This window comes from Paraburkholderia sp. RL17-380-BIE-A (assembly GCF_046028085.1).
GTDB lineage: Bacteria > Pseudomonadota > Gammaproteobacteria > Burkholderiales > Burkholderiaceae > Paraburkholderia.
The window spans coordinates 19,357-35,431 of record NZ_JARESQ010000031.1 but is presented as its reverse complement, the minus strand read 5'-3'; the positions used below and the strand labels follow the sequence as shown (position 1 = coordinate 35,431).

Below are 16,075 nucleotides of genomic sequence, written 5' to 3'. Positions count from 1 at the left end.
TCCTTCAATAACGGCGTCGTGCACCCCGGGTTTCACCTCGACGACTTGTGGGCGCAAAGGGCTCGCCTGGTTGATCCAGGCGACGAAATGAAAATCTTGAATGGAATGGATTTAGTTCTTCCTGCCCACCCCGCCATATTTCTTGAACGAAAGCCTCCTGTAGCAAGGCTCGGTCAATGCTGCATTGGTTCGCAGCCTCCATCAATTCATAGGCACCAGTTGTCAACCGTCTGACGTACCCAATAAGGCCGTTGGTCGCCATGTATATCCGACGAGCGGTTTCAGGCTCGGCAAGGCCTGAACGACGTCGACAGGGAAGCATTTCGTCCAAGGCATTCAATATTGACCGGAACTCCATCTCTTCCTCGTCACGCTCGATTGAGAACGGAAGAAGTTCTATGCGAGCAGAGAATCGGCGCCGCAGTTGCTCGTTAAGCGTAAGAATAGCCGTCGATCTTGGTAGGCCCATCAGCAAACATGGTATTTGCGCATCCTCGACGAAATTCTTCAGCCAGTCGGCTACCGATTGAGGTGAATTGTGAGAGCCATGGTCGAGGAAATGCTGAAGCTCATCAACGATGAGCATCTGTACCTGGCACTGGCGAATGAGCGCCAACGCCCGTAGCCGCTTGACTTCAGCATTGCCAAGGCTTGCAAGCGGGTCGCCGAGTGCAACCAGTATGGCCTGCGCGAGGCTCTTCAAGGTCGGTGCGGTAGGCGTTTCCACGACAAGGACTGGCTTGATCCGGATGCCGTCGCTTTCGGACTCCGGCAGTATCGACCGGAGGCAGCGCGCGATCCACGTCTTACCAGTTCCAGACTCACCTACAAGGAGGGTATGACGCGGATCCGCATCGTGTCGCGCCAAATCAAGTACGTGCTCCAAGCGATCAACCACAACCTTAAATTGTCGATGAGGGATGAGAATCCGCTCTACGTCTCGCACCCGAGCGTAGTAGTCATCGTTGGAGTGTCGATCAATCATGGCCTCGCCTTTCCACGAGGAGGACTATCAAGCAGCAACCCGGTCAGCTTTGGCAGTTCCGATGCTGGCACGGCAGGCTTCGTCGCTGAACGAGATTTGGCAGTTGTGGATGCTGTCTTGGTCGGCGACGTCGCAAATATGTCCACAGCCTCAGTCCCGACACCACGCCAGGTCGCGCTCTTTTGACGTTTCCGTTGTGATTTGCTCAAGGCAAACTCGGAAATCAACATTCGAATTTCGCCTTTCGCCCGCGCAAGGGCACTTTGATCAACCAGCCCTTTACCAGTTTCGCGCGCACGTGCACAAAGCAATCGGTGCTGCTCCCGCGTTAGACAGTTTGCGTATTCCTGGTCAAGCGCGGGCACAATGACGGGGATCTTGCTGTCGGGGTCGATAACAGCAATGCGCGAGACATCATCGAAATACGAGATGACGTCGACCTTGATTCGCGGCCCGTGCTTTCTGCGAATTTGCAGCAGCGCGGGGTCGTTGTAGCGTAAGTTGTCGAGTTCAATACCCTGATGGGACAGCGTTCGGGTGTGCGTCTCGCCGATCATGATATCGACGTCTTCGATGCTCGACGGCAGCACGGGCGGAAAACGTGTCGCTCCCGCAAGCCATTTCTCACGCGGCGTAGTTTTGATGCCTCGATGGAGGGAATTTGCGTAGACATCGACCATCCAGCGAGTCAGGACGTGCAACAGTTGATCGTACGTAACCAACGCCTGCTCCTGGGGATCGTAATCCTCTCGATGAAACCATCGAGCGAAACTTGTTCCAGGCAGGGCGTGTGCAAACTGAAAATTTAATGTCTTCAGGAAGCGTTCAACCGCACCTTTGAACCATGGTTGACGCTTGGGACAAAACGTCACCATCATCCCTAGCTGGAGCCCAACGCTCTTAAGCGCGCTACTGTGAAACTCCAGTCCGTTGTCACAGACGAGTTCACGAATTTTTCCGTGGCACGGCCAGTCGCTTTGAAGATCTGGATAGCGGTCTCGAAGGTCGGCCTTCGGGACTACCGCATGCCTCAGGCACCTCAAGACGGCGTGGACTGAGGGCCCCTGAAATCCCACGTGCATACCAACTGGCATCCTTGAGTACCGGTCAAGTGCGATGGTTACCGTCGGACGGCCCAAGGGTAGCATTGTCCTTTCGTCGATGACGAAAAGGTCCAGAGGCGAGTGGTCGATCTCCACACGCTCGAGAATTTGTTCAACATGAACGCCGCGGCCACTTGTACGAAACTCTATGTTCGCTATCCGCTTTCCACGGCGGGCCACGGTCACATCAAACGCCTCAAGAGAATGGATCGCCCGATACACAGTGGCAAGACTTGGCATCGGAACTTTCTCACTTTCGCCGCGAAATTCATTTTCTCGATCTATCCTGTATCGGAGGTCAGCGTACACATCACTTACGGAGCCTCGTTCCGGCGCCATGTATATCGACTCAATAGATTGCTGCAGCATGTTCAGGCTCGTAACGGGTAGCCTGCTGCCACTGCCCCCCTGGCGGTCGAACCGATCAATTAGCGCTCGGTAATCACCTCCCGCTCGCGAAACACCACGAGCCCATCTGTAGACACTGATAACGCTCGGCGGATTAGGGTCGTTCAATTCTCGCGCGCATTCCTGGATAAGCGGCGCAAGCACTGCCGGCGTCGAGACTAACGGGCCGTGCGCGAGCAGCATGTCGAGGTATTGTTTTTTTCGGATAGCCTTTTCCCGAACCCGGTTAGGGAACGTCGACAGCGGACGTCCTAAGCGTGAGTCCGCTCGTTCGCCGATTTTCGCGGTCTCATCCAAAAATCGCAGTCGGCCAGACTGATACTGTCTTTGCAGCTCTGTGGTTGACGTCACTGTTAGTGCGCCGCTGGACACCGCCGTCAGGTGTACCAGTCCATCCGCCGCGAGATGCGCAATCCTGTGAGTTTGAGTGTCGAGAACGACGGACACTCCAACTTTAAAAATATAGCTCGGCATCGCTCGGCTCACAGTTTTGTATGGTCAAGACTGTCGGTTCACTCAACTGCTGATGTAGATCACAGGTGAGGAGGTCTTGGGCAAGGAACCGCCAAACTTCTGCGGTCGAACCGAGGCGAGCGCCGGCATTCGAGACAGTCAGGAGCGGCTCGTCGAGAAGCGGTGCCACAGCCAGTCTTCGTTGCAACCCCGTCAGTGGCTTGTCTAGATAGGGGAACAACGTGTTCAGGTTGCGCAGAAGCGCGCCGCGACGAATCTGGGTGTCCGTCAGAACCCGAAACGGTACGCCTAACTCGGAAAAGTGCTCCCCAATCCGTCGGAGCCGTTTCCGTTCTTCTGGCGCAAGCGCTTTGTCTTCTGGTTTGACCTCAATAAGTAACACTGAACCACTGGCGAGCGAGAGCTCGAAGTCAGGTGTGTATTTACGCGATCTACCTTCGAATGTGTAATGGATCGAGTAGGGTTGCTCTCGATAACTGGTGACACCGCGAGAGAACTCGAACAGGAGTAATGCATCACGCTCGATTAGCGACTCGAAAGCCACTGATCTGCCTGACTTTCGGGAAGGAAAACGGCCACGGAATATGCCTCCTGTAGGCCGAACTACCTCTCGGGCGGGAGTATGATGAATTCCCTGCCTAGCCGTCAAACTGACGGCGGCATGCGGTTTGTTTTGCATGATTTGCTCCGCTTGCAAATAAAAAGGGCGCATTAAACCCTCTCAACTTGCGAGATCAGAAAAAATTGGGCGCAAAAACTTGACCGCGGGCGGGGGATTGACGATACTTTGATTGACTAGATCGGGTAGCGTCAGCGCCCACCAGCGGGGCAAGCTTCCAATAGGGGGCTTTGCTCCGTTTTTACATCATCTCTCCTTTTTTCATTGCCCCTCAAAATCGACGGGCATGCTTGACCCTGCTTAAAATTAGCATCTTTTTTCAATGAAGACGTTATTTTATTGATTACCGGCGCACGGTCAATAACTATTGGAGTATTTTTTCATCACAGATCGACCGGCGCCAATTGAATCTCTAACCGCTTGAAATGATGGGAAAATTGACTCTTCGGGGCACAATTCGTTTTCACTAGTGCAATGTGCAATATTTATTGTATTTAATGTTTCCTGTTATTTAGTCGCGTGGATTTCGGTGTCGAAAAATAAAATAGCCCGGCTGACGCAGGACGTCGACCGGGCTATAACACTGGCCTAAATTTTCATAAACACTGAGAAATAATTTTCATCTCAGTGAGAATGTTTTCACGAACTCTGACAACCTACACTTTCAAACATCAATATTCCCCGCCCGCAACGCATTCGACTCAATGAAAGCCCGACGCGGCTCCACATCATCCCCCATGAGCGTAGTAAAGATCCCATCAGCCGCAATAGCATCCTCAATCTGCACACGAAGAAGACGACGCACAGTCGGATCCATCGTAGTCTCCCAAAGCTGCCCAGGATTCATCTCACCGAGGCCCTTATAGCGCTGCTTCGAGATATTGCGTTCAGCATCAGCCAACAACCACTTCATAGCGGACTTAAAGTCAGTAACAGCCATACTCCGCTCGCCACGTTTAATGACAGCGCCAGTCCCAATCAACCCCTTAAACGTATTAGCGGTATTGATCAGCTGTTGATAGTCAGCCGTGAGTTGAAAATCCTGATCCAACACAGAAATCTTCTGATTCCCGTGATGCGTCCTCGCCACCCGCAGCGAGCGCAACTCCCTCACCGGGTCATACATCGTCGTGACCTTAACCTCAGGCTTCAACGGATCATCCCTTAGCTTCGCCTCAAGAGCCTTAGCCGACGCATCAGCCGCTTCCTCGCTGGACAGATCGATCGCAATTCCATCCATCACAGCCTCGAGCGCCCCAGCGTCATACAACCGGCTCAACCGATTAACCACAGCCTGCGCCAGCAAATAAGCCCGAGCCAACTCCCCCAACGCATCGCCAGTAATCGGCGTAGCCCCTTCAGAAGCCAACAACTCCGACCCCTGCAACGCCAGCTTCAGAATGTGAGCATTAACCTCAGCCTCATCCTTCAAATACCGCTCATCCTTCCCGGCCTTGATCTTGAACAACGGCGGCTGCGCAATATAGATATACCCACGCTCGATCATCTCCGGCATTTGCCGATAGAAGAACGTCAACAACAGCGTCCGAATGTGCGCACCGTCCACGTCAGCATCGGTCATGATGATGATGCGGTGATAACGCAGCTTATCGAGGTTGTAGTCTTCCTTACCAATCCCGCAGCCAAGCGCAGTAATCAAAGTAACAATCTGCTCCGAAGAAAGCAGCTTGTCATACCTTGCCTTCTCCACATTCAGCACCTTGCCGCGCAGCGGCAAAATCGCCTGAAACTTCCGATCCCGACCCTGCTTCGCCGACCCGCCTGCCGAGTCACCCTCGACGATATAAATCTCGGACTTCGCCGGATCCTTCTCCTGGCAATCCGCCAGCTTCCCAGGCAAACCAACACCATCGAGCACACCCTTGCGACGCGTCATCTCACGCGCCTTCCGAGCCGCATCGCGCGCCCGCGCCGCATCGACAATCTTGCTGCAAATAATCTTCGCGTCATTCGGCGTCTCGAGCAGAAACTCTTCGAGCGCCTTCGCGACCACATCCTCCACCGGCGCGCGCACTTCCGACGACACCAGCTTGTCCTTCGTCTGCGCGCTGAACTTCGGCTCCGGCACCTTCACCGACAACACGCACGACAACCCTTCACGCATATCGTCGCCCGAAGTCTCGACCTTCGCCTTCTTCGCGACTTCGTGATCGTTGATGTACTTGTTCAACACGCGCGTCATCGCCGCACGCAACCCGGTCAAGTGCGTCCCGCCATCACGCTGCGGAATGTTGTTCGTGAAGCACAGCACGTTTTCGTTGTAGCTGTCGTTCCACTGCATCGCCACTTCCACGCCCACGCCGTCTTTCTCGCCGCTGATGTGGAAAATGTTCGGGTGCAGCACGGACTTGTTCTTGTTGATGTACTCGACAAAGCCCTTCACGCCGCCCACGAACGCGAAATCTTCTTCCTTGCCGGTGCGCTGGTCGGTCAGCTTGATTCGCACGCCGTTATTCAGGAACGACAGTTCGCGAATCCGCTTGGCCAGAATGTCGTAGTGATATTCGATGTTGCCGAAAATCGTTTCGTCGGCGAGGAAGTGCACTTCGGTGCCGCGGTTCTCGGTCTCGCCGGTAACCTGAATCGGCGAAACAGCCACGCCGTCGATCTCTTCGATAATGCGGTTCTGCGGCACGCCACGATGGAATTCCATGAAGTGCTTCTTGCCGTCGCGGCGAATGGTCAAACGCAGCCACGCGGACAATGCGTTCACGCACGACACGCCCACGCCGTGCAGGCCGCCGGACACCTTGTAGCTGTTCTGGTCGAACTTGCCGCCGGCGTGCAACTCGGTCATCACGATTTCAGCGGCGCTGCGCTTCGGATCGTGCTTGTCGTCCATCTTCAGACCGGTCGGCACGCCGCGGCCGTTGTCAGTGATGGAAATGGAGTTATCCGCGTGAATGATCACCTGGATGTCGTTGCAATGCCCCGCCAACGCTTCGTCGATGGAGTTGTCCAGCACTTCGAATACGAGGTGATGCAGACCGGTCCCGTCCGATGTATCCCCGATGTACATCCCGGGCCGCTTGCGCACCGCCTCCAGACCTTCGAGGATCTGAATCGAGGATGCGCCGTAGCTGTTGTCGGGTTGCGAATTGTTCGTTTCAGTCATGGATTTTTTCCGGTTCTGCGTTGCTGCAAGGTTGCTGCTCGGGACTTTTCAAATCACCATAAAAACGCCAAAGGGGCGCTGCGCCCCTTGGTGTGTTCTTTGGTGTTGGACGCGTTAGATGCGCATCGGCATGACGACGTATTTGAATTCGTCGTTCTCGGGAATCGTGATCAACGCGCTGGAGCTGGCGTCGCCCAAGCTCACTTGCAACGTGTCGACCTTCAGGTTCGCGAGCACGTCGAGCAGATACGTGACGTTGAACCCGATATCGACGCTGTCGCCGTCGTATGCGATTTCCAGTTCTTCCTGCGCCTCTTCCTGATCGGCGTTGGTCGACATGATCTTCAACTGGCCCGGCTCGATGATGCAGCGCACGCCCTTGAACTTGTCCGAGGTCAGAATCGCGGCGCGTTGCAGCGAGCGCTGCAGTTCTTCACGGCCGATCACGAACTGATTCTTGTGCGACTTCGGAATCACGCGCTGGAAGTCGGGGAATTTGCCTTCCACCAGCTTCGACACCAGTTCGACCTGGCCGAACGTGAACTTGACCTGCGTCTGCGCGATGTCGATCTTCAGCGTGTCGTCGATGTCTTCCAGCAGACGCTGGAGTTCCAGAATCGTCTTGCGCGGAATGATCACTTCCTGACGCTGGAACGAGCCTTCGATCTTCATGGACGAGAACGCCAGACGGTGACCGTCGGTTGCGACCGCCATCAGCTGGTCGCCGTCCACCACCAGCAGCATGCCGTTCAGGTAGTAGCGGATGTCCTGCTGGGCCATCGAAAAATGGACCATGCCGAGCAACTGGCGGAACGTCTTTTGCGGAACCACGAGGTTCGCGCCGTAGTCTTTAGCTTGCGCGACCGTCGGGAATTCGTCCGCGGCGAGCGTTTGCAGCGCAAAGCGGCTCTTGCCGGATTGCACGGTCAGACGCTTGTCGTTCAGCGTGAGCGTGACCTGCCCGTCGGGCATGGCGCGCAGAATGTCGAGGAGCTTTCGCGCTGCCACCGTGGTCGCCACCGAATCGCCGCCCACGCCGAAATCGGCACGCGTGGTGATCTGCAACTCGAGGTCGGTCGACAGGAACGACACGTCCGGGCCGTTCTTGGTAATCAGCAAATTGGCGAGGATCGGCAACGTATGGCGGCGTTCGACGATGCCGCTCACAGTTTGCAGCGGCCTGAGGAGGTTATCGCGTTCGGTCTTGACCAGTTGCATAGAGTTCCTTCGTTGATATAACGGCCTGCGCGCCTTGCCAGGACAGCGTTCCCGCGCGTAGCCGTGGCTCCCCGCCGGCGCCACGCAGCGCCTGTCACGGCGTGAAATCCGCCCGCGGCCGCCGGGCGGTTAAACCTGTATTGTGCCTGAAAACGGAACCGCCTCACTAAAATGGGGGCGACTTCAGAAATAAACAGGTCGTTTTTTCCAGACAGCCCGCTCAGCCCTTCAGCGTCTGCTCCAGCACGTGCAGTTCGTGGTTCAGTTGCGCGTCCTTGCTGCGCTCATCGGCAATTTTGCGCACCGCATGCAGCACCGTGGTGTGGTCGCGTCCGCCGAATAGTTCGCCGATTTCGGGCAAGCTCTTCTGGGTCAGCTCTTTCGCCAGATACATGGCGATCTGCCGCGGCCGCGCGATGTTCGCGGGACGCTTCTTCGAATACATGTCCGCGACCTTGATGCTGTAGAAGTCAGCCGTGGTCTTCTGGATGTTTTCCACCGAAATCTGCCGGTTCTGCACCGTCAGCAGGTCTTTTAGCGCTTCTTTCGTTACTTCGATCGTGATTTCGCGGCCGTGGAACTTCGAGTACGCGAGGATCTTGCGCAACGCGCCTTCCAGCTCACGCACGTTCGAGCGCAAGTGTTTCGCGACGAAGAACGCGACGTCCTCATTCAGGCTCACGAACTCGGATTGCGCCTTGCGCATCAGAATCGCGACGCGCATTTCCAGCTCGGGCGGCTCGATCGCCACGGTCAGGCCGGAGTCGAAGCGCGAGATCAGGCGGTCGTCGATACCCGAAATTTCCTTCGGATACGTGTCGCTGGTGATGATCACCTGCGCCTTGTTCGCGACCAGCGCCTCGAACGCGTAGAAGAATTCCTCTTGCGTACGCGATTTCCCGGAGAAGAATTGAATATCGTCGATCAGCAGCAGGTCGAGCGAGTGGTAGTAGCGCTTGAAATCGTCGAACGCCTTGCGCTGGTAGGCCTTCACCACGTCGGACACATACTGTTCCGCGTGGATGTAGCGGATCCGCGCGCCGGCTTTGTCCATTAGAAGCTGGTTGCCGATTGCGTGGATCAAGTGAGTCTTGCCCAGACCCACGCCGCCATACAGGAACAGCGGGTTGTAGGAGATGCCGGGATTGTCTGCGACCTGAATCGCCGCGGCGCGCGCCAGCTGGTTGGCCTTACCGGTCACGAAGTTGTCGAAGGTCAGCACCGGATTCAGCTTGGAGCGCTCGTACATCGAGTCGGTCTCGCCGTTGCCGTTCGAGCCGGCGCTTTGACCCGGACGCCACGTGCGACGGGCGGCCGCGGCTTCGTTCGCGTCGAGGCTGGGCAGATCGAGGTCGGCGGAGTCTTCTGCCGCTGCGGCGCGCGCGTTCGCGTTTTGTTCAGCTGCCGCGCGGGCGTTCGCGTTGAGATTGGCCATCGCGTTGTTCGCGCCGTTCGCCCCACCGGTGCGCGCGGCCTGCGCCGCTTGCACGGCGCCGACGGCTGCGTCCACCGCAGCGCCGTTGCCGGCGCTACCGCCCATCGAACTAGGCGCGGAAGCCGGACGCACCGGCGCCGTTGCCGGCGCGGCTGCCACAGGGGCGCGCATGCCGGCTTTCGGGTCGAGCACGAATTGGACGTCGACGGGAGCCTGCCAGAAATCGCGGGCCATATCGGCGATGCGGCCGGAGAACTGGCTCTTGACCCAGTCGAGCTTGAAACGGTTCGGCGCGGCGATGCTAAGCGTGTTCGCAGCGGCGTCGAAGGCGACCGGGGCCAACGGTTTGATCCACGTCACGTACTGCTGGGGCGTAAGCTCACGCTCCAGCAATGCGGAACAGTGTTGCCAGAAATCGTTCATCGAGTTGCTGTCGTTATGGTGTGCACGGCGGTTGCCGCTGCCCCCGTCGCGCGCACGCAACAAGGCCCTGAGCAGCCAGACTAACCAGGCGCAATGGCTCCAGGCGCTTGTGCCACAAGGGTTTGCGGGGCAAGCGAGCCGGAGCGGCGTGCAGGATTTTTGGGAAGTAAGGCGAGATTCTAACGCCAAATCGGACCCACAAGGGAGTTATCCACAGGGACGGATCACCTGGCGAACTGCTCGCGGGGAACGGCCGAACCAGGCTAAACTATTGACGGTCAACGAAAAACCGGTTTAAATAGCGGGTTCCGCGAAAACCAATTCAGTAAACCTCCGGCCATTGCGCTTTCAGCGATGATCGCGCGGTTATTTTTCGATCAAGTGAGAGCAACATGAAACGTACTTACCAACCTTCCGTTACCCGTCGCAAGCGCACCCACGGCTTCCGCGTTCGCATGAAGACCGCAGGTGGCCGCAAGGTCATCAACGCACGTCGCGCGAAGGGCCGCAAGCGCCTCGCCATCTAAGGCAGGCGTTGCACGCGACGCTTATGCCGGGTAGTGAAGCCCGCGGTGACGCGGGAACGGCTGAAGCGCAGCAACTGGGCTCGGTTCCGTTGCGAGCGCAAGCCGCCTTCCCCAAAGCCGCAAGGCTGCTGAAAACGGATGAATTTTCATCCGTTTTTCGTTTGCGCCCGTGGCGCCGCACTGCGCACTTCGTGGTGTACGGCCGGCCCACCGGCAACGAAGCTCGCTTAGGCCTCGTGATCGGCAAGAAGTATGCGCCGCGCGCGGCCACGCGTAATCTGGTACGTCGAATCGCGCGTGAAGCCTTCCGGCTGCGTCGCGCGGAATTCGGCGGTTGGGATGTGCTGCTGCGTTTGCACACGCGCTTCGACAAGAAGGCTTTGCCGAGCGCTTCGTCGCCGCCGTTGAGGGCGCTGTGCCGCAGCGAAATCGAGGCGTTGCTCGACAAGGCAGCGCGCGAAGTGACCCGTCGCGAGGCGCCGCCCGCGGAAGCGCCCAAGACGGAATGACGCTCAAGTGACCGCCCGCTTTGCAGTTCAGGCCGCTCCGGCGGCCGTGCTGCGCGGGCGTCGCCCGGTACTCCACGTTGCGCGGCGCCGTCCGGCCGCACCAGCCATGCAAACGGTACTTTTCGCTTTACTGCGTTTCTACAAGGTTGCCGTGAGCCCAATGCTCGGCAACCGGTGCCGTTTTTACCCTTCCTGCTCTGATTACGCGCGCGAAGCAATCCAGTATCATGGCGCCGCGCGCGGGACTTATCTCGCCGCCAGGCGTATTTGCCGCTGCCACCCGTTTTCCGCGGGCGGCATCGATCTCGTCCCGCCTCCCACTTCTGAAAAGCGCTGACGCGCCGTTCCATCGACACTGAGACAACGCATGGATATCAAACGCACCGTCCTATGGGTCATCTTTTTCATGTCAGCGGTCATGCTGTTCGACAACTGGCAACGCGACCACGGACGCCCGTCGATGTTCTTCCCGAGCGCCACGCCGACCAAGACCGTCGGTAGCGCCGCACCGGGAACCACGACGCCGGGAACCCAGCCCGCCGATCTGCCGGCCACGAACGCAGCCGCTCCGGGCAACGCGCCGGCGGCCACGCAATCGCAACTGATCAAGTTCAACACCGACGTCTATAGCGGCGAAATCGACACTCGCGGCGGCACGCTGTCGAAGCTGTCGCTGGTCAAGCAAGGCGACGGCAAGCAGCCGGATCTCGTCATCACGCTGTTCGACCGCACCGCGAACCATACGTATCTGGCGCGCACGGGCCTGCTCGGCGGCGATTTCCCGAATCACAACGACATCTACACGCCGTTGCCGAACCAGCCGCACGACCTGACGGGCGACGCCAAGTCGTTCCAGCTCAGCTTCGAGTCGCCGGTGAAGGGCGGCGTGAAGGTCATCAAGACCTACACGTTCACGCGTGGCAGCTATGTGATCGGCGTCGACACGAAGATCCAGAACGTCGGCACCACGCCGGTGAGCCCGTCGGTCTATATGGAACTGGTGCGTGACGACCAGCCGGTGGAAACGCCGCGCTTCTCGCACACGTTCATCGGGCCGGCTGTCTACACCGACCAGCATCACTTCCAGAAGATGACGTTCGGCGACATCGACAAGAACAAGCAGGATTACGCGACTTCGGCCGACAACGGCTGGATCGCGATGGTTCAGCATTACTTCGCGTCTGCCTGGATTCCGCAGCAAGGTGCGAAACGCGACATCTACGTCGAGAAGATCGATCCGGCGCTGTACCGCGTCGGCGTTAAGGAACCGGTCGCGACGATTGCCCCGGGCCAAACGGTCGACGTGTCGGCCAAGCTGTTCGCCGGTCCGGAAGAAGAGCGCATGCTCGAGGGCATCGCGCCGGGTCTGGAACTGGTGAAGGATTACGGCTGGGTGACGATCATCGCGAAGCCGCTGTTCTGGCTGCTCGAGAAGATCCACAGCTATGTCGGCAACTGGGGCTGGTCGATCGTGCTGCTCACGCTGCTGATCAAGGCTGTGTTCTTCCCGCTGTCGGCCGCGAGCTACAAGTCGATGGCGCGCATGAAGGCGATCACGCCGCGCATGCAAGCACTGCGTGAACGCTTCAAGGGCGATCCGCAGAAGATGAACGCCGCGCTGATGGAGCTGTACAAGACCGAGAAGGTCAATCCGTTCGGCGGCTGTCTGCCGGTCGTGATTCAGATTCCGGTGTTCATCTCGCTGTACTGGGTTCTGCTATCGTCGGTGGAAATGCGCGGCGCGCCGTGGATTCTCTGGATTCACGATCTGTCGCAACAGGATCCGTTCTTCATTCTGCCGGTGCTGATGGCCGTCTCGATGTTCCTGCAAACCAAGCTGAACCCGACGCCGCCGGACCCGGTTCAAGCCAAGATGATGATGTTCATGCCCATCGCGTTCTCGGTCATGTTCTTCTTCTTCCCGGCCGGTCTGGTGCTGTACTACGTCGTGAACAACGTGCTGTCGATCGCGCAGCAGTACTACATCACGCGAATGATGGGTCAGGCGAAAACCAAAGCCGCCTGATTTCGCGGCTGAGGCGGGCGGCAACGCCCGCTAGCGCAGGCTGATGCAAGCCGCGTCTGGCCGGCAACGAAGCAGCGAAAGAAAATGCCGCCCGGTGCAAACCGGGCGGCATTTTTTATGGTCAGGTTAAACGCGCTCAAACGACGATGCGGTCGTTACTCTCCTTCCGCATCCTCGCCGTAAAAGCGCACGATCATCTCTTCGACCAGAAAGCGGTCTTTCGGCGTCAGCGACTGAATCTTCGAAGCAAGTTCGATCGTCTCCGGCGTCGGCGGATATTTTTCACCGCGCGCCAACGGCCTCGCATTCGTGCCCGGTGGCGGTCCGTAGTGAAGCCAATGCTCCTTGACGTTCAGCCATTCGGCCAACGTGCGCAACTTGTCCGGCTTCGGGATCGTCGTACCGGATAACCACTTGTGAGCGGTTTGCGGCGTAACCTCACGTTCACCCCGGTAGCGGAGATTGAATTGCTCGGCGAGTTTGGTCCCGCCGCGAATTTTCAGCGGCTCTAGCAGGTCCTTCAACCGTTTGGCGAAGGCGGCTTTTTCTTTGTTGGTCGGCATGGGCCGGATTGTGCAATTCAACGTTCAACCAGTTGACAACCAGCCAGGCTTCGTTATAGCTTATTTGAGATACATTTAGCTTGCAGGCGCCGCCGAACAACGCGTCTGCCGAAGTTGTCATTTTTTGTTGTTTTTCGTTGTGCGGTGGGCCGCTCGTGGCCTTAAGGTTCGGCGGCGTCCTATTTTTCCGCAAGAAACGCGGTAGCAATCCTAGCCTAATTGAGATAAATCCGACTTGCTTGTGGCGTTAACCGACAGGCAGTCCGGCAGGCGGCGCAGTCGTCCGGATCGTCCGGATGTTAGGTCGACACGATCTGGTACTACCGAGGCCGGTGGGTACGAAGCCGTTGAGCGCCGAATGCATCAGCAATCAAAGGAAAGGCCTGCAGGCCCCACCCTCACTAACTTTCCTCGCCATTCTGGCTAGTAAGGCGGACAGTCACCTCCTGGAATCCGGCACGGTCTTCGAGGTTTATCGTCAAAACCAGCGCACCCTTTTGCGGCTCCCATTTGATCGTCTCGGCCGAAAGCGGATAGTTCTCGCCGGGCGCGAGCGGCTTGGCCTTCGTACCCTTCGACAGTCCGTAGGCCAGCCAATGCTTATCCACGTCTAGCAATTTAGCTAACGTGCGCAGGTTGGCCGCGCGTGGCATCGTCGTTCCATTGAGCCATTTGTAGATGGCCTGATCCGTCACATCTGCGCCAGTGTGGAGGAGATTGAATTTTGTGCAGAGCTCGGCCACGTTGGAAATATTGCGCCGCTTCATCGAGCGGCTGAGTCGTTCGGCAAATGCGGCTTTCAATGGGTTGGTCGTCACGCATCGGATTGTGCAAGCGGCCGAGCCATTGGCTCTCAACCAACCAGGCTAGCAATTATCGAAAATCTCTCATTTTTTTAGCTTTGGCCAGCGCCAGCCGTGATGTGCCGCGATTTTAAAAAATTGTGCGTTTTTGCTCTTTTCTACAGTCTGATGGGCACAGGGTCATCTCGTGAAGTTACAGGTATTCTCAAAAAATCGAGGCACAATTTAGCTTTTGTGAGATAAATCCGAAATCAGCTCCGAGTCGTCAAAACGACGGCTCCGCCGCGCCGTCGGTCAGCCTTCACACACCGCCGCGTTACAATGCCTCGCGCCGCGTTGACCGCCGGCACCCCGCCCTCCTCTCTGTTTTTCTGCCACGCTTCTATGCTCGCCACCGATTCCGATCCGATCGTCGCCATTGCCACCGCGCCCGGCCGGGGAGGGATCGGCGTGGTGCGGATCTCGTTCGGACGAGCGGGCGAGGCGGCGGCCCAGCCGCTCATGCAGGCGCTCACCGGTCAGACGCTCGCGGCCCGCCACGCCAGCTACGTCCCGTTCCTCGACGCGAGCGGCAACGCGCTCGACCGTGGTATCGCGCTGTACTTCCCGGCGCCGCATTCCTACACCGGCGAGCATGTGCTCGAACTGCAGGGACACGGCGGTCCGGTGGTATTGCAACTCGTGCTGCAACGTTGCATCGATGCCGGCCGCGCGTTCGGTCTGCGTCTCGCCGAACCGGGCGAATTCACGCGCCGCGCGTTCCTCAATGACAAACTGGATCTGGCGCAAGCCGAAGCGGTCGCCGACCTGATCGAGGCCAGCACCGAGGCCGCCGCGCGCTCAGCGGGCCGCTCGCTCGACGGCGCGTTTTCGCGCGACATTCACGCGCTGGTGGAAGACGTGATCACGCTGCGCATGCTCGTCGAAGCGACGCTCGACTTCCCCGAGGAAGAGATCGACTTCCTCGAAGCCGCCGACGCCCGCGGCAAGCTCGCGCGGATTCGCGAGCGGCTCGCCCACGTGCTGAGCGAAGCGCGGCAAGGCGCGTTGTTGCGCGAAGGCCTCTCAGTGGTGCTGGCCGGGCAGCCGAACGTCGGCAAATCGTCGCTGCTGAATGCGCTGGCGGGCGCGGAGCTGGCCATCGTCACGCCGATCGCCGGCACGACGCGGGACAAGGTCGCGCAGACCATTCAGATCGAAGGTATTCCGCTGCACGTGATCGATACGGCCGGCCTGCGCGATACCGAGGACGAAGTCGAAAAAATCGGCATTGCGCGTACCTGGAATGAGATCGAGCGTGCGGATGTCGTGCTGCATCTGCTCGATGCACGCACCGGCATGACAGCCGAAGACGAGGTGATCGCCGGACGCTTTCCGGTCGGGGTGCCAGTGGTACGCGTATTGAACAAAACTGACCTGACGGGCCTCGCGCCAGCAGCGCAAACGCTCGACGCCGAACTCGAACTGAGCGAAGTGCGGCTCTCGGCCAAACAAGGCGACGGCGTGGCGCTGTTGCGCGACGAGTTACTGCGAATCGCCGGCTGGCAAGCGGGCGCGGAAAGCGTGTACCTGGCGCGCGAGCGTCATCTGATTGCACTGCGCGCCGCCGAAGAGCATCTCGCGACCGCCGCCGCGCATGCGGATCAAAACTCGCAGGCGCTTGATCTGTTCGCTGAAGAACTACGCCTCGCCCAAGACCAGTTGAATTCGATCACCGGTGAATTCAGTTCGGATGATCTTCTCGGAGTGATTTTTAGCAGATTCTGTATCGGCAAGTGAACGCGGATTGCCTCTTTGCCAAGAAAGCCGACCTGAAAGACTTCCCGCAGCACCGAGAGCGTGCCAT

At 58.3% G+C, this 16,075-nt stretch carries 13 protein-coding genes; 5 read left to right on the top strand and 8 right to left on the bottom strand.

The annotated features are described in order from the left end of the window. Window positions 1-4: 4 nt before the first annotated feature. From P0D68_RS34260 to dnaA, 6 genes are all read right to left on the bottom strand, one after another. Entirely contained in the window at window positions 5-985 is a 981-nt protein-coding gene (locus P0D68_RS34260) for a TniB family NTP-binding protein (protein ID WP_408303610.1), read from the bottom strand. Then, on the bottom strand, window positions 982-2,970 hold the full coding sequence (locus P0D68_RS34255; RefSeq protein ID WP_408303611.1) for a TnsB C-terminal domain-containing protein: 1,989 nt from the start codon (window positions 2,968-2,970) through the stop codon (window positions 982-984). Before P0D68_RS34255 ends, P0D68_RS34260 begins: the two co-directional genes overlap by 4 nt. After that, window positions 2,951-3,514, bottom strand: coding sequence for a TnsA endonuclease N-terminal domain-containing protein (locus P0D68_RS34250; protein WP_408468815.1), 564 nt, complete (start codon window positions 3,512-3,514; stop codon window positions 2,951-2,953). The genes P0D68_RS34255 and P0D68_RS34250 overlap by 20 nt, the downstream gene beginning before the upstream one ends. 739 nt (window positions 3,515-4,253) lie before the next feature. Then, a complete protein-coding gene (gyrB, locus tag P0D68_RS34245; protein WP_091797614.1) occupies window positions 4,254-6,725 on the bottom strand; it encodes a DNA topoisomerase (ATP-hydrolyzing) subunit B in 2,472 nt (823 codons plus the stop codon). A gap of 114 nt (window positions 6,726-6,839) precedes the next feature. Then, window positions 6,840-7,943 carry a DNA polymerase III subunit beta gene (gene dnaN / locus P0D68_RS34240; protein WP_007180118.1) on the bottom strand — a complete coding sequence of 368 codons (1,104 nt, stop codon included), beginning with the start codon at window positions 7,941-7,943 and terminating at the stop codon, window positions 6,840-6,842. Window positions 7,944-8,163: 220 nt separating this feature from the next. Beyond that, entirely contained in the window at window positions 8,164-9,801 is a 1,638-nt protein-coding gene (gene dnaA / locus P0D68_RS34235) for a chromosomal replication initiator protein DnaA (RefSeq protein WP_408187328.1), read from the bottom strand. Window positions 9,802-10,193: 392 nt separating this feature from the next. Here dnaA and rpmH point away from each other — a divergent pair, with 392 nt between their 5' ends. From rpmH to yidC, 4 genes are all read left to right on the top strand, one after another. Then, entirely contained in the window at window positions 10,194-10,328 is a 135-nt protein-coding gene (gene rpmH, locus P0D68_RS34230) for a 50S ribosomal protein L34 (RefSeq protein WP_004198824.1), read from the top strand. 23 nt (window positions 10,329-10,351) lie between these two features. Continuing rightward, window positions 10,352-10,837, top strand: coding sequence for a ribonuclease P protein component (locus tag P0D68_RS34225; protein ID WP_091797623.1), 486 nt, complete (start codon window positions 10,352-10,354; stop codon window positions 10,835-10,837). A 106-nt stretch (window positions 10,838-10,943) separates the two neighbouring features. Next, on the top strand, window positions 10,944-11,174 hold the full coding sequence (gene yidD, locus P0D68_RS34220) for a membrane protein insertion efficiency factor YidD (RefSeq protein ID WP_081936011.1): 231 nt from the start codon (window positions 10,944-10,946) through the stop codon (window positions 11,172-11,174). A 30-nt stretch (window positions 11,175-11,204) separates the two neighbouring features. Continuing rightward, window positions 11,205-12,863, top strand: a complete 1,659-nt coding sequence (yidC, locus tag P0D68_RS34215; RefSeq protein ID WP_408303613.1) for a membrane protein insertase YidC — start codon at window positions 11,205-11,207, stop codon at window positions 12,861-12,863. A 155-nt stretch (window positions 12,864-13,018) separates the two neighbouring features. Here yidC and P0D68_RS34210 read toward each other — a convergent pair whose 3' ends face one another. Both P0D68_RS34210 and P0D68_RS34205 read right to left on the bottom strand, forming a co-directional pair. Next, complete coding sequence (locus P0D68_RS34210) at window positions 13,019-13,426, bottom strand: transcriptional regulator (RefSeq protein ID WP_091797629.1); 408 nt, start codon at window positions 13,424-13,426, stop codon at window positions 13,019-13,021. Between the two features lie 401 nt (window positions 13,427-13,827). Further along, window positions 13,828-14,244: a helix-turn-helix domain-containing protein gene (locus P0D68_RS34205; RefSeq protein ID WP_408303614.1), complete on the bottom strand. Its 417-nt coding sequence runs from the start codon at window positions 14,242-14,244 to the stop codon at window positions 13,828-13,830. 369 nt (window positions 14,245-14,613) lie between these two features. On the opposite strand from P0D68_RS34205, the gene mnmE reads away from it, so the two are divergent. After that, complete coding sequence (mnmE, locus tag P0D68_RS34200; RefSeq protein WP_408303615.1) at window positions 14,614-16,008, top strand: tRNA uridine-5-carboxymethylaminomethyl(34) synthesis GTPase MnmE; 1,395 nt, start codon at window positions 14,614-14,616, stop codon at window positions 16,006-16,008. Window positions 16,009-16,075: the final 67 nt, after the last annotated feature.

Bases quoted from the DNA above. Each gene is read 5' to 3' on its own strand.
- mnmE (WP_408303615.1), top strand. From the start codon at position 14,614: ATGCTCGCCACCGATTCCGATCCGATCGTCGCCATTGCCACCGCGCCC.
- dnaN (WP_007180118.1), bottom strand. From the start codon at position 7,943: ATGCAACTGGTCAAGACCGAACGCGATAACCTCCTCAGGCCGCTGCAA.
- P0D68_RS34225 (WP_091797623.1), top strand. From the start codon at position 10,352: ATGCCGGGTAGTGAAGCCCGCGGTGACGCGGGAACGGCTGAAGCGCAG.
- P0D68_RS34210 (WP_091797629.1), bottom strand. From the start codon at position 13,426: ATGCCGACCAACAAAGAAAAAGCCGCCTTCGCCAAACGGTTGAAGGAC.
- yidD (WP_081936011.1), top strand. From the start codon at position 10,944: ATGCAAACGGTACTTTTCGCTTTACTGCGTTTCTACAAGGTTGCCGTG.
- gyrB (WP_091797614.1), bottom strand. From the start codon at position 6,725: ATGACTGAAACGAACAATTCGCAACCCGACAACAGCTACGGCGCATCC.
- P0D68_RS34260 (WP_408303610.1), bottom strand. From the start codon at position 985: ATGATTGATCGACACTCCAACGATGACTACTACGCTCGGGTGCGAGAC.
- dnaA (WP_408187328.1), bottom strand. From the start codon at position 9,801: ATGAACGATTTCTGGCAACACTGTTCCGCATTGCTGGAGCGTGAGCTT.
- rpmH (WP_004198824.1), top strand. From the start codon at position 10,194: ATGAAACGTACTTACCAACCTTCCGTTACCCGTCGCAAGCGCACCCAC.
- yidC (WP_408303613.1), top strand. From the start codon at position 11,205: ATGGATATCAAACGCACCGTCCTATGGGTCATCTTTTTCATGTCAGCG.
- P0D68_RS34255 (WP_408303611.1), bottom strand. From the start codon at position 2,970: ATGCCGAGCTATATTTTTAAAGTTGGAGTGTCCGTCGTTCTCGACACT.